This is a genomic window from Streptomyces rubellus (assembly GCF_036323805.1).
Taxonomy (GTDB): Bacteria; Actinomycetota; Actinomycetes; order Streptomycetales; family Streptomycetaceae; genus Streptomyces.
Genome location: NZ_JAZDCX010000009.1, coordinates 31,361 through 44,280 on the forward strand (window position 1 = coordinate 31,361; position 12,920 = coordinate 44,280).

14 protein-coding genes are annotated in these 12,920 nt (G+C 74.7%); 13 read left to right on the top strand and 1 reads right to left on the bottom strand.

Translation table 11 applies throughout. The features are described 5' to 3' along the window. Positions 1-337: 337 nt before the first annotated feature. The 9 genes from V1L54_RS12435 to V1L54_RS12475 all read left to right on the top strand — a co-directional run bounded on the left by V1L54_RS12435 (position 338) and on the right by V1L54_RS12475 (position 7,845). The gene (locus V1L54_RS12435; RefSeq protein WP_330118019.1) at positions 338-1,390 is read left to right on the top strand and encodes an NADH-quinone oxidoreductase subunit B family protein; all 1,053 of its coding nucleotides are present in this window, start codon (positions 338-340) and stop codon (positions 1,388-1,390) included. Positions 1,391-1,466: 76 nt separating this feature from the next. Next, positions 1,467-3,257, top strand: a complete 1,791-nt coding sequence (locus tag V1L54_RS12440; RefSeq protein ID WP_330118020.1) for a nickel-dependent hydrogenase large subunit — start codon at positions 1,467-1,469, stop codon at positions 3,255-3,257. Between the two features lie 11 nt (positions 3,258-3,268). Next, entirely contained in the window at positions 3,269-3,907 is a 639-nt protein-coding gene (locus tag V1L54_RS12445) for a NifU-related iron-sulfur-binding protein (protein WP_330118021.1), read from the top strand. 6 nt (positions 3,908-3,913) lie between these two features. Next, positions 3,914-4,681 (top strand): DUF5947 family protein, encoded by a 768-nt coding sequence (locus V1L54_RS12450; RefSeq protein ID WP_330118022.1) that lies wholly within the window; start codon positions 3,914-3,916, stop codon positions 4,679-4,681. Next, the gene (locus V1L54_RS12455; protein WP_330118023.1) at positions 4,678-4,887 is read left to right on the top strand and encodes a hypothetical protein; all 210 of its coding nucleotides are present in this window, start codon (positions 4,678-4,680) and stop codon (positions 4,885-4,887) included. The genes V1L54_RS12450 and V1L54_RS12455 overlap by 4 nt, the downstream gene beginning before the upstream one ends. Positions 4,888-4,925: 38 nt before the next feature. Next, positions 4,926-5,636 (top strand): DUF6084 family protein, encoded by a 711-nt coding sequence (locus tag V1L54_RS12460; protein WP_330118024.1) that lies wholly within the window; start codon positions 4,926-4,928, stop codon positions 5,634-5,636. Between the two features lie 15 nt (positions 5,637-5,651). Continuing rightward, positions 5,652-6,830, top strand: a complete 1,179-nt coding sequence (locus tag V1L54_RS12465; protein WP_330118025.1) for a hypothetical protein — start codon at positions 5,652-5,654, stop codon at positions 6,828-6,830. Then, a complete protein-coding gene (locus tag V1L54_RS12470; protein ID WP_330118026.1) occupies positions 6,827-7,717 on the top strand; it encodes a hydrogenase maturation protease in 891 nt (296 codons plus the stop codon). Before V1L54_RS12465 ends, V1L54_RS12470 begins: the two co-directional genes overlap by 4 nt. Further along, the gene (locus V1L54_RS12475; protein ID WP_330118027.1) at positions 7,714-7,845 is read left to right on the top strand and encodes a DUF6893 family small protein; all 132 of its coding nucleotides are present in this window, start codon (positions 7,714-7,716) and stop codon (positions 7,843-7,845) included. The genes V1L54_RS12470 and V1L54_RS12475 overlap by 4 nt, the downstream gene beginning before the upstream one ends. 145 nt (positions 7,846-7,990) lie before the next feature. Here V1L54_RS12475 and V1L54_RS12480 read toward each other — a convergent pair whose 3' ends face one another. Beyond that, the gene (locus tag V1L54_RS12480) at positions 7,991-8,530 is read right to left on the bottom strand and encodes a GNAT family N-acetyltransferase (protein WP_330118028.1); all 540 of its coding nucleotides are present in this window, start codon (positions 8,528-8,530) and stop codon (positions 7,991-7,993) included. A 272-nt stretch (positions 8,531-8,802) separates the two neighbouring features. On the opposite strand from V1L54_RS12480, the gene V1L54_RS12485 reads away from it, so the two are divergent. The 4 genes from V1L54_RS12485 to V1L54_RS12500 all read left to right on the top strand — a co-directional run bounded on the left by V1L54_RS12485 (position 8,803) and on the right by V1L54_RS12500 (position 12,877). Next, positions 8,803-9,417, top strand: a complete 615-nt coding sequence (locus V1L54_RS12485; protein WP_330118029.1) for an MTB12 C-terminal domain-containing protein — start codon at positions 8,803-8,805, stop codon at positions 9,415-9,417. Between the two features lie 388 nt (positions 9,418-9,805). Continuing rightward, positions 9,806-11,032, top strand: a complete 1,227-nt coding sequence (locus V1L54_RS12490) for a PP2C family protein-serine/threonine phosphatase (protein ID WP_330118202.1) — start codon at positions 9,806-9,808, stop codon at positions 11,030-11,032. Between the two features lie 145 nt (positions 11,033-11,177). Next, complete coding sequence (locus V1L54_RS12495) at positions 11,178-11,678, top strand: DUF2243 domain-containing protein (RefSeq protein ID WP_330118030.1); 501 nt, start codon at positions 11,178-11,180, stop codon at positions 11,676-11,678. Between the two features lie 5 nt (positions 11,679-11,683). Continuing rightward, positions 11,684-12,877 carry a cytochrome c oxidase assembly protein gene (locus V1L54_RS12500; RefSeq protein ID WP_330118031.1) on the top strand — a complete coding sequence of 398 codons (1,194 nt, stop codon included), beginning with the start codon at positions 11,684-11,686 and terminating at the stop codon, positions 12,875-12,877. Positions 12,878-12,920 lie beyond the last annotated feature (43 nt).

A 12,920-nucleotide genomic window follows, 5' to 3' on the forward strand; every position in this document is an offset into this window, starting at 1 on the left:
GCCGCGGCGGGTCCGCCGGGGGCGCCGCCGCGGCGTGGCACCGAGTTCGCCCGTCCGGCCCATGCCGCCGGGGACCGAGGTGCCCGCTCCCCCGCGGCCGTCCGCCGGGCGCCGTACCACGCCCCGCGGCCGGCCCCCGTCCGCGGTGTGCCGGCCCCGCATACCGGGGCATCCGGCTGACGCACTCGCCGCCCCGCGCGTCCGAATTGTAGTTGTTTGCACGTAATGCCAGACTTCTGGAGCGATCGGCTGCCGAGGACTCGCGGACCCTCGCCCGTGCCGCCCCCGGACCGGGCCCGCTCCCGCCCACCCCGAAGGCTCCAGGAAGGAAGACGCCATGAGCACCGACTCACCGGCCCCCAGCGGCGTCGAGGAGGTCCACATCCTCTGGATCTCGGAGGGCATGAGCTGCGACGGCGACACCGTCGCGGTCACCGCCGCGACGCTGCCGAGTCTGGAGGACGTCGTCCTCGGCGCCATCCCGGGCATCCCGAAGGTGCACCTGCACAACAAGGTGCTGGCCTACGAGACCGGCGAGGGCTTCACCCGCGCCTTCCACCGGGCCGCCGACGACGAACTGGGCCCGTTCGTCCTCGTCATCGAGGGCTCCGTCCCCAACGAGAACATCAACGGGGACGGCTACTGGACCTCACTGGGCAACGACCCCGACACCGGCGAGCCCATCACCCTCAACCAGTGGATCGACCGGCTGGCACACAGGGCCTACGCGGTGGTGGCGATCGGCACCTGCGCCACCTACGGCGGCATCCACGCCATGGCGGGCAACCCCACCGGCTGCATGGGTCTGGCCGACTACCTGGGCTGGGACTTCCGCTCCGCCGGCGGACTGCCGATCGTCAACGTACCCGGCTGCCCCGTCCAGCCCGACAACTTCATGGAGACCCTGCTGTGGGTGCTCCACCAGGCGGCGGGCCACGCCCCGCCCATCCCGCTGGACGACCAGTTGCGGCCGACCTGGCTGTTCGGCAAGACCGTCCACGAGGGCTGCGACCGGGCCGCGTACTACGAGCAGGGCGACTTCGCGCTGGACTACAACTCCCCCAAGTGCCAGGTGAAGATCGGCTGCTGGGGCCCGGTGGTGAACTGCAACGTCCCCAAGCGGGGCTGGATGGACGGCATCGGCGGCTGCCCCAACGTCGGCGGCATCTGCATCGCCTGCACCATGCCCGGCTTCCCGGACAAGTTCATGCCCTTCATGGACGAGCCCCCCGGCGGCAGCGTGTCGTCCGCCTTCCTGAGCAACGCCTACGGACCGCTGGTGCGGTCGCTGCGCGCCATCACCAACCGGACCGTGAACCAGGAACCCAAGTGGCGCCACAACCGCGCCGAGCTGACCTCCGGCTACCAGCCGCGCTGGACAGGCCGCTGACGATGCCCGCCAGAACGACGGCCCCGGCCTTCCCGGAGACGCCGAAGCCCCCGAAGACGCCCGAGAGGACCGCCCCGTGACGACGAGCCAGACCGTCCCGGTCGAACAGCGCACCCTCACCGAGGTGGCGTTCGACCCCATCACCAGGATCATCGGCAACCTGGGCATCTACACGAAGATCGACTTCCCCAACCGGGAGGTCGCCGAGTGCCGGAGCACCTCCTCGCTCTTCCGCGGCTACAGCGTCTTCATGAAGGGCAAGGACCCCCGCGACTCGCACTTCATCACCAGCCGCATCTGCGGCATCTGCGGGGACAACCACGCCGTCTGCTCGATCTACGCCCAGAACATGGCCTACGGGGTGAAGCCGCCGCCGCTCGCGGACTGGATCATCAACCTGGGCGAAGCGGCCGAGTACATGTTCGACCACACGATCTTCCAGGACAACATGGTCTTCGTCGACTACTGCGAGCGCATGGTCAAGGAGACCAACCCCGGAGTGCTGGAACGCGCCGAGCGGACCCCGGCGCCGCGCGGCGACGTGCACGGCCAGCGGACGATCGCCGACATCATGCGCTCCTACAACCCCTTCGAGGGCTCCACCTACAAGGAAGCCCTCACCATGAGCCGGCTCACCCGCGAGATGTGCTGCCTGATGGAGGGCCGCCACGTCCACCCCTCCACGCTCTACCCCGGCGGCGTCGGCACGGTGGCCACCCCGCAGGTCTTCACCGACTACCTGGTGCGGCTGACGCGCTGCCTGGACTTCGTCAAACGGGCCGTCGCCCTCAACGACGACGTCTTCGACTTCTTCTACGAGGCGCTGCCCGGCTACGAGGAGGTCGGCCGCCGCCGCACCCTGCTGGGCTGCTGGGGCGCCTTCCAGGACCCCGAAGTGGTCGACTACGACTACCGGACGATGAACGAGTGGGGCAACGCCATGTTCGTCACCCCCGGCATCGTCGTCGACAACGAGCTGGTCACCACCGACCTGGTCGACATCAACCTGGGCATGCGGATCCTGCTGGGCAGCTCGTACTACGAGGACTGGACCGGCGAGGAGACGTACGTCGCCAAGGACCCCCTCGGCAACCCCGTCGACCCCCGCCACCCGTGGAACCAGACCACCATCCCGGCCCCGCAGAAGCGCGAACTGACCGAGGGCGGCAAGTACAGCTGGGTGATGAGCCCCCGCTGGTACGACAGGCGCACCAACGACTTCCTCGCCCTGGACACGGGGGGCGGTCCGATCGCCCGGCTGTGGGCCACCGCGCTGGCCGGCAAGGTGCGCACCCCCTATGTCCGCTCCACCGGGCACAGCGTCGAAATCGACCTGCCGAGGACCCCCGGCATGCCCGAGACGCGGCTGGAGTGGACGCCCCCGCCCTTCCCCAACACCATCGAGCGCAACCGGGCCCGGATGTACTTCGTCGCCTACGCCGCCGCCATGGCCCTGCACTTCGTGGACAAGGCGCTGGAGGAGGTCCGGGCCGGGCGCACCAAGACCTTCGAGGACTTCGAGGTGCCCGACGAGGGCATCGGCGTGGGCTTCCACGAGGCCGTGCGCGGGGCGCTCTCCCACCACCTGGTGATCCGCGACAAGAAGATCGCCAACTACCACCCGTATCCGCCGACCCCCTGGAACGCCAGTCCCCGGGACTTCTACGGCACCCCGGGCCCGTACGAGGACGCCGTCCAGGGCTGCCCGATCTTCGAGGAGAACGGGCCGGAGAACTTCAAGGGCATCGACATCATGCGCACCGTGCGCAGCTTCGACCCGTGCCTGCCGTGCGGGGTGCACATGTACCTGGGCCGCGGCCGCACCCTGTTCCAGAGCCACTCGCCGACCCTCGGCGCACTCGCGTAGGGGCGGCCGCCATGACCTGGGACGACGAGTACGCCCGCGCGCGGGTGGCCCGGGCCGAGGAACTGCTGGCCGGGCTGGAGACCCTGCCGGACAGCGCCGCGGCGGCCCGGGCGACCGAGACGGTCGAGACGCTGGTGGACATCTACGGCGAGTGCCTCGCCCGGATCATGGACCACCTCGGCCGGTGCGCCCCCGGCGCTCCCGCCGCCGGTGACGCCGGTGGCGCGGACCACGGCGACGGTGCGGGGGACGCCGGCACCGGACCGGCGCACCGGATCGCGGCCGACGAACTCGTCGGCCACCTGCTGCTGGTGCACGACCTGCATCCGGATCCGGTGGAGATCCGGATCCGCCGGGCCCTGGACGCGCTGCGCCGCCGGCCGGCCTTCGGCGGGAGCGAAGTGGAGCTGCTGGAGGTCTCCGGCACCGCGGCACGGATCCGGCTGCGGGCCGGCGGGCGCGGCTGTCCGTCCTCGTCCCAGTCCTCGCCCGATGCGCTGGAGCGGGCCGTACGGGAGGCGGTGTCCGCCGCCGCGCCCGAGATCGGGCACCCGGACGTCGAGACCGTCCCCGTGGCGGCACCCGCCGCGCTCATCCCGGTGGACAGCCTCTTCCGCAAACCCGCGCTCACCGCCGAGCGGGGCGGGTGAGCGGCCGTGGCGGAGACGGTCCCGGCCTCCGTGCCTCCCTGTGCCCCGTCGCCCGGGCCCTTCCCCGCGCCCCGGCTCCGCCGGCTGGCGCTGCGCCCGGCCCGGCGGGCCGGGCGCAGCGGGCCGCGGGACACCCCCGGCGGTCCCGGCGGGGAGCGGTGCGACCTGTGCTCCCAGCCCGTGCCGGCGGAGCACCGCCATCTGCTGGACATCCGCGCGGACGCGGTCTCCTGCGCCTGCCGCGCCTGCGCCCTGCTGTTCGACCGCCGGGAGGCGGGCGGGGCGCACTACCGGCTGCTGCCGCTGCGCAGGATCCGGCTGGCCGGGGAGGTGTTCGACGACGCGCTGTGGGCCGGGCTCGGCGTCCCCGTCGGCCTGGCGTTCTTCACCCGCGCCGGGGAGTCCGGCGAGATCCGGGCCGGTTACCCGAGTCCGATGGGGCTGCTGCGCGCCACCGTGGACCCGCACCGCTGGCACGAGGTGGAGAGCGGGCTGGCTGCGTGCGCCCCGGATCCCGCGGCACCGGCCGACGACGTCGAGGCCCTGCTGGTCAACCGGACAGAGGGGGTCCGGGAGCACTGGATCGTCCCCCTGGACGACTGCTACCGCCTGGCGGCCGTGGTGCGCGCCCACTGGAAGGGCCTGAACGGCGGGCCCGAGGTGTGGCGGCACATCGGGGACTTCTTCCGCTCCCTCCCCGCCGGCCTTCCTCCCCCACCTCCCCCACCTCCCCCGACCGCATCCCGATCAGCGACCCGTAAGGAGGCGCCATGAGCGGTATCACCGTGGGCAAACCCGATGTGCGGCCCGACAGGACGGCCCATGTGAGGGGCGTCAGGCAGGGCAACGAACCGGGCTCCTACGAGAAGTCCCCGGGCCATCTGCCCGACGGCCGCTCCACGGCCCGCCGGTCGACCGGTGTCAGCCCCGGCCGCCGCGACCCGATCCTGCCCGAGATGCCGAATCTGTCCCCGCCGTGACCGGCCCCGGCAGCACCCCGGCAGCCACACCGGGAGCCGTGCCGGGCGGCCCGTCCGCCCGGCACGCCGTCCCGTCCCTGTCCTTCGAGGTCACCGGCGCGGAGCCGGAGCGGTTCGCCGCGGTTCCCACCCTGCGGTTCGGACTGCGGATCACCCGGACCGGCGGCGGGCCCGTCCGTTCGGTCAGCCTGACGACCACCGTCCGGATCGACGTGGCCCGCCGCCGCCACGGCGAAGCGGAGCGGCGGGCCCTGACCGAGCTGTTCGGCCTGCCGGAGCGGTGGGGCACCACCCTGCGCCCCCTGGTCTGGACCCGGATCACGACCGTGGTGCCCCCGTTCGAGGACACCACCGTGGCCGAGCTGCCCCTCCCGTGCACCTGCGACACCGAACTGGCCGTCACCAAGTACCTGTTCGCCGTACGGGACGGGGAGGTGCCGCTGGACTTCCTCTTCGGCGGCACGGTCTTCTTCCGGGCCGCCGACGGCCGGCTGGGCACGGCCCGGATCTCCTGGTCCGAGGGCGCCGCCTACCGGCTGCCTGCCGGGCTGTGGCACGGCCTGCTGGACCGCTACTTCGGCGGCAGTCCCTGGCTGCGGCTGTCCCGGGAGACCTACGACCGGCTCGACGCCCACCGGACCCGGCAGGTGCTGGGCACCTGGGACAAGACCGTCGCCGCCCTGCTCGACCGGGCGGACGGCACCGCCCCGGGGAGCGGCGGGCCTTCCGGCACTTCCAGAACTCCCTGAGACCACCGGAGCACCATGAACGACGTGACACCGGCAGCGCCCCCGGATTCGGCGCCCCCCTGGGGCGGGCCCGCCGGGAAGGTCGAGAAGATCGTGCGCACCTGCCTCTACGAGGGCTACCTGCTCTGGCCGTACCGCAGGTCCGCGCTGAAGAACACCAAACGCTGGACCTTCGGCGGGGTCTTCCCGCGCTCCTGCGCCACCGCGCTCGGCGAGCCGTACCGGATGCGCACCCAGGTGCTGCTCGACGCCTCCGGCCGCCCCGCCGGGCAGACACAGGTGTCGGTCCGCGTGCGGTTCCTGCACGTCGTGGACCGCGGCCTGGAACGCGCGGGACCCGACGGCCCCGAGGCCGTGGACGAGCTGACGGTGGACGGCGAGCGCCATCTCGCCTGGCAGGAGGCGACCGAACGCGAGGTGTCCGTCCCGCTGGTCCTGGCGGCCGCCCTCTCCGGACCGGTGCGGGCCGCCGTCGACGTCCCGGCGGGCACCGACCGCGAGCCGCTGCGGGACGGCGCGGACCGTCCCGCGGGCGCCGTGGTGCGCCGCTGGCGGGCGCTGCGCGGCACCGTGGAGATCACCGCCGAACCCGTCCGGGCCGACGGGACCGACGGGGTGTACCGGCTGACCGTGGACATCGTGAACACCACGCCGTGCCCGGTCCCCGAGGCGGACGCCCGCGGTGCCCGGGAGGAGGCCTGCGCGTACGCCTTCGTCTCCACCCACACGGTGCTGCACAGCGCCACCGGACGCTTCGTCTCGCTCGTCGACCCGCCCCGGCGGCTGCGGGAGGCGGCCGGGGCCTGCGGGAACCAGGGCACCTGGCCGGTGCTCGTGGACGACGAGACCGACGGCGACGGCGCCGGCGACGGCCCCGGCGCTCCCGCGGAGGCGGGCGGGGGAGCGGACGGCGGCGGGTCGTTCGCCCGCACCGTGCTGTCCTCCCCGGTCACCCTCTACGACTTCCCCGAGGTCGCCCCGGAGAGCCCCGGCGACCTGTTCGACGGCACGGAGATCGACCGGCTGCTGATCCTCGGCGTGATGAGCCTGACGGAGGAGGAGCAGCGGGAGGCCCGGGCCTGCGATCCCCGGGCCCGGGAGATCCTGGACCGCTGCGCCGGACTCGGCCCCGACGAACTGCTCGCGCTGCACGGCACCATCCGCGAGTTCCGTCCCGTCCAGGAGGGCACATGAGCGGCCGGCCGCACCCGGATCCGGAGACCGGGGAACCGGGGACCGCGGGCTCCGGCACCGCCCGGACGGCGGTGATCGGCGGAGTACGGCTGGGCCGGGGCGACCGGGTGCGGCTGCGGCCGTCCCCCGGCGCCGACATCCTCGACCTGGCACTCGCCGGCCGCACCGCCGAGATCGTCGCCGTCGAGGAGGACTTCGAGGGCCGAAGGCACGTCGCGGTCGCCCTGGTGGGCGATCCGGGGCGTGACCTGGGGGCGAGCAGCCAGATCGGCCACCGCTTCTTCTTCTCCGCCGAGGAGCTGGAGCCGGACGGGCCGCCCGCGGCCGGCGGCACGGACCGCGCCCGGATCCTGGTGGCCGGGATCGGCAACCTCTTCCTCGCCGACGACGGGTTCGGGCCGGAGGTCGTCACCGCGCTGCGCGGGCGCACGCTGCCCGCCGGCGTCCAGGTCGCGGACTTCGGCATCCGCGGCATGGACCTGGCCTACCGGCTGCTGGAGGGGTACGGCACCGCCCTGCTGGTCGACGCGGTTCCCCGCGGGCGGGCACCGGGCACCCTGTCGGTCATCGAGGCGGAGATCCCCCCGGAGGAAGAACTCCCGGGCATGCCCGAGGCACACGCCATGGACCCGGTCGGCGTACTGGCCCTGGCCCGGCGGCTGGCGGCCGACGGCGGCGCACCGCTCCCCCGGGTCCTGGTCGTCGGCTGCGAGCCGCTGGTGCGGATGCGCGGCGACGAACCGGATGTGGCCGTCGGTCTCAGCGAGCCCGTGCGGAAGGCCGTCACGGCGGCCGCCGCGCTGGTGGAGTCCCTGGTGGCGAAGCTGGCCGCCGGAGAACCGGTCACCGCAGAGGCCCTCGCCGGGAAGGAGGTGAAGTCCCCGTGAGAAACGGCATCCGCATCCCCGCGGCCGTGGTGCGCCTGACCGTGGGCGCCCTGGGCGCCGTCGTCGTCGCGGTCCTGGTGGCAGAGGCGCCGGCGCTGTGGCGGTACGCGAAGATCCGGGCGATGTGACGGCCCCGGCGGGCTTCCCGGCCGCCCGTCCCGTACCCCCGGGCGTCCGGCACGGGGCCGCGGCCGTCCCGCACCGCTCCGCGGCCGGGCCCGCGGGTCGTTCCGCCCCGGCCGCCTCGCGCCGTGCCGTGTCTCCCGCCGCGGGTCACCCGTCCCGCGCGCCGGTGTCGTCCCGCCGGGCGGCGCGCAGCGTCCTGACCATGACGTGCTCCCGGCGGCCGTCGGGCAGCAGACGGCCGCCGGCCGGCCCGGTGGGCACGAAGCCGTGGCGGCGATAGAGGGCCGCCGCGTGCGCGTTGCCGGACATGACCGACAGCCGCAGGGTGCCGAACCCGGCCGCCGACGCCCACCGCACCACCGCCCGCACCAGCGCGTCCCCGACCCCGCGGCCCCGGGCGACGGGGTCGACCCACATCGAGATCAGCTCCGCCGTACCGCCCTCCCCGTCCGGCTCCGGCACGGGGACGCCGCCGGCCATCCCGGCCGGCCTGTCCGCGAGCAGGGCGGCGAAGTGGCACGCGCCGGGAAGGTCCAGCCGGGCACGCCAGCGCTCCTCCCGGTCGCCGGGGCCCTGCCAGTCCGCGAGCCGGGAGCCGAACGCGCCGGGCGCCTCCGCGAGCGCCGCCAGCCGCAGCTCGCGCCAGATCCGCCAGTCGTCCGCCGCCAGGGTCCGGATCTCGGTCATCCGGGCAGGCTGCCGTACGGAGCCGGCCGGCGGCAACCGGCGACACGGCACGCCGCGCTCGACCGTTACCGCACCGCCCTCCGCCACCCCGGCCCTCCGGACCGGCCGGCGCCCGCGGACCGCCGGAATCCGGCACGGCCGGCCGCCTCGCACGGTTCTCCCGCGCCCCCGCCGGGACCACCGGCGGCGGCCGTTCCCCGGCGTACACCCGGCATGCGTTCCCCCACCACGGGTAGTCAACGGACACCGCCCTATCCGTCCGAGGTGAGGTCATGGCCAGCGTCGTCCGGCAGCGCACAGCAGTCCTCGCAGCGCTCACGGCGCTGCTGGCCGCGGCCTGCACCGGCGGAGGCGGGGAGGAGCCCTCCCCCACCCCGAGCCCCAGTGCCCCCGCGACCGCCCCGTCCCGTCCCGCCACCGATCCGCCGACCGCCTCTCTGTCCCCCTCCCCCTCGGTGACCGCCACCGCGCCGGAGGACCCGGCCGGAGCCGCCGAGGAGATCCGGGAGAACTGGGAGGAGTTCTTCACCGCCGCGTCGGTCGACGACAAGGCCGCCCTGGTCGAGGACGGCGAGCTCTACCGGCTGATGATCGAGGGCTTCACCCGCGACGAGGACGCCGAACTGCTCCGCGTACGGGTGGACCGGACGGCCTTCACCTCCCCCGAAAGCGCCCGGGTCGGCTACACCCTCACCCGGGAAGGCAGCCCGGTCGCCACCGGGGCCACGGGCACCGCCGTCCGCCAGGAGGGGACCTGGAAGATCAGCTTCACCACGCTGTGCTCCCTCACACGGTACGGCGACGACGTCCCCCAGGCGGCGACCTGCCCCTCGCCCCCGTCCTCGGCGTCCCCGGCGTCCTCGGCCCCGCCCGCGTCCGCTCCGTAGGCCGGGGCGGTGACGGCCCGCCGCGCGTGACCGCCGCCCCGCCCCGGCGTTCACCACGGTGCCACCACCGGCCGCCGCGGGGCGGCGGCCTCCGGGTGCCCGAGGGCGGGAACGGACCGATGAATTCCGGAAGAGCCGCCGCCGCAGGCTTGCACCCCGCCGCGCCGGGTAGGCGGGGGGGTGCGCCCGGGGTGCCGACAGGTGGAGTCGTATGACAGGCCCCCGGTCGCATCCTCGTCGGCGGCCGGCGGATTCCCCCGTCCTGTCGGCCGCCGGCGGGGCCACGCGCCCTGTCATGAGGTCCGGAACGGGTGCCCGGACGTACGGACGGCCGTCGGGGAGCAGGAAAGGAGCCACCGTGCCGGAACGTGCTCTCCGCAGTCGGCAGATGCTCGCCGGTCTGCTGTCCGCCAGCCACCTGCTGCCCCTGGAGCTGCTGCCGGACGCCGTGGCCGAGTACGCGGCTCCCGCGGGGCTCACCGACATCCGGATCTATCTGACCGATCTGCAGCAGTACGTACTGCGACTGCTTCCCCCGGGCCGGCGGGAGGCCGGGGCGGGAGCGGCGGACGGCGACGCGGAGCTGAGGATCGAGGGCACCGTGCCCGGGCGGGCCTTCCAGCACGGGCGGACCCTGCCCGCCGCCGGAGCCGGCCCCGAGGGGTACCGGTGGTGGGTCCCCGTGTTGGACGGCACCGAGCACCTGGGCGTCATGCACATCGCCACCACCGGCGACGACGAGCGCGTCCACGACGACATGAACCAACTGGCCACCCTGACGGCGCTCCTCCTGACCAGCAAGAGCGGCCACAGCGACTCCCACGCCCGTCTGGTCCGCACCCGGCCGATGGGGGTGGCCGCCGAGATGCAGTGGCAGCTGATGCCCCCGCTGACCTACGCGGACGGCCGGGTGGTGATCGGTGCCGCGCTGGAGCCCGCCTACGAGATCAGTGGTGACGCCTTCGACTACGCCACCGCCGGGCCCGTGGTGCATCTCGCGGTGTTCGACGCCATGGGACACGACACCGCCGCCGGTCTCACCGTCAATCTCGCCGTGGCCGCCTGCCGCAACCACCGCCGGCAGGGCGCCGGTCCGGCCGAGACCGGCGAGGCCGTCGAACGGACGCTGGTCGAGCAGTTCGGCCACAGCCGCTATGTCACCGGTGTCCTGGCCGAGCTGGACACCCGCACCGGCGAGTTCACCTGGATCAACCGCGGCCACCACCCCCCGGTCGTCATCCGCGGCGGACGCTGGAGCACCCTGCTGCGCTGCCCGCCCACCCATCCGCTGGGCACCGGCCTGGGCCTGCGGACCACCGTCTGCCGGGAGCAGCTGGAGCCGGGCGACCGCGTCGTGTTCTACACCGACGGCATCACCGAGGCCCGCGGTCCCGGGAACCGCGAGTTCGGCCTGAGCCGCTTCATCGACTTCATCGTCCGGCACCACTCCGACGGCCTGCCCGTCCCCGAGACCCTGCGCCGACTGGTCCACTCCGTGCTCGACTACCACGGCGGCCGGCTCCAGGACGACGCCACCGTCCTGCTCTGCCAGTGGCTCGGCCCCGCCGCCGAGGACTTCGCCCCGGCGGCGGAGCGGGCCGGCCTGCGCGACTGACGGCGGGCCGCGGGCGGGGCCCGGGTCACCCGGCGGGGTGCGTCAGACCGGCTTCGGAGGGCCGCCCGCCGTGACACGGCGGGCGGCGGGGTACGCGTACCGCGTCCGGTACGCCTCCCCTTCCGGAAAGGGCAGCACACAGACCATGGCCCAGCCCTCCCAGCCCTCCCAGCCGCCCCCCACGCCGGACGCCCGCCTCCGGCCGCGCCGGTCGCTGGCCGTCTGCGCGCTGATCGGCGCGGCGGTCATGGCGGCGGTCGACGAGATCGTCTTCCACCAGCTGCTGAACTGGCACCACTTCTACGACCGCGCCACTCCCACCGTCGGGCTGCTCTCCGACGGCCTGCTGCACACCGCCGAACTGCTGGGTCTGGTGGCCGGGTTCGTGCTCTACGCGGATCTGCGCCGCCGCCGCGCCCTGTCCGTCCCCCATGCCCGGGCCGGGCTGTTCCTGGGACTGGGCGGTTTCCAGCTGTTCGACGGGATCGTCGACCACAAGCTGCTGCGGCTGCACCAGATCCGCTACGGCGTCGATCTGCTCCCCTACGACCTGGCCTGGAACGCGGCGGGCCTGGTGCTGCTGGGCATCGGCGCCGCCCTTGCCGTGCGCGCGGGCCGCGGCGTACGGCCTGTGGAGGCCGGGTGACGCCGGTGGCAGCGGATCACCTCCACCCCGCCGGCGCGGGCCCCTCCCCCGCGGCCGTGCTCGCCGCGGCGGTCGCGGCGGCGGTGGTCACCGGCTACCTGCTCGCGGCCGTACGGCTGCGCCGCCGCGGTGACACCTGGCCGCCCTCGCGGGACCTGTGCTTCGCGGCGGGCGGCACGGCCCTGGCCGCGACCGCCGTCCTCGCCCCGCCCGGCGGGCCGTTCACCGCCCACATGGCCGGGCATCTGGTCACCGGTATGGCCGCTCCGCTGCTGCTGGTGCTCGCCCGGCCGCTCACCCTCGTCCTGCGGGTGCTGCGTCCGGGGCCTCTCCGGCGTGCCCTGCTGGCCGCGGCGCACTCCCGGCCCGCCGGGTGGCTGCTCTTCCCGCCGCTGGCCGCGGCCGTGGACGTGGGCGGGCTGTGGCTGCTGTACCGCACCCCGCTGTGGGCCGCCGCACACGGCCGGCCGCTCCTGGCGGCCGCGCTGCACTTCCATGTCCTCGCCGCGGGTGTGCTGTTCACCTTCGCCGTCTGCCGTCTCGACCCGGTGCGCCGCCGCTGGGGCCTGCCCTGGCGCGGTGCGGCGCTGCTGGGGGCCGGGGCCGCGCACGCCGTGCTGGCCAAGTCCCTGTACGCCACTCCCCCGCCCGGTACCGGCTTCACGGGCGCCGATCTGCGCACCGGTGCCCAACTGATGTACTACGGGGGAGACTTGGTCGAGGTGGCCCTGGCCGCGGTCCTGGCCGTCCAGTGGTACGCCGCCACCGGCCGGGCCCTCGCCCGGGGCCGGCGGGCCGCCCGAAGCCCCGCCCGGCGCACCGCTGCCGCCCGGCGCCCGTTCTCCGGGAAGTCCTCCGGATGCGTGTTCGCCCTGCCGATGGGTAAGCGGAGGACACGGCCCGCGACGGAGTCGCACAGCGGTCAGCGGAGCAGTCGCGCTGACACGGCCGGCGGCCGGCACGTCCGTCCCCGAACCGGCCGGCCGCCGACTCGTCCCGGCCCGACCGGCCCCCAGGAGAGCTGTGAACCACCGACTCCGGCTCTCCTGGAAGAGGAAGCCGGGCCCGGGGAGGAGGACGCGCCGCCCGTCGGGTCCCGTGCGGAGGGCGCCCGCCGGACGGCGGACGCCCTGAGCCGCCGGAGCCCGTACGGGGCGGCCGCCGTCCGTCCGGGTGCGGGGACGACCCCTCCGGGATGACACGGGAGGCCGGATGCAGTAGGCCGCCGTGCGGGAGGCCCGG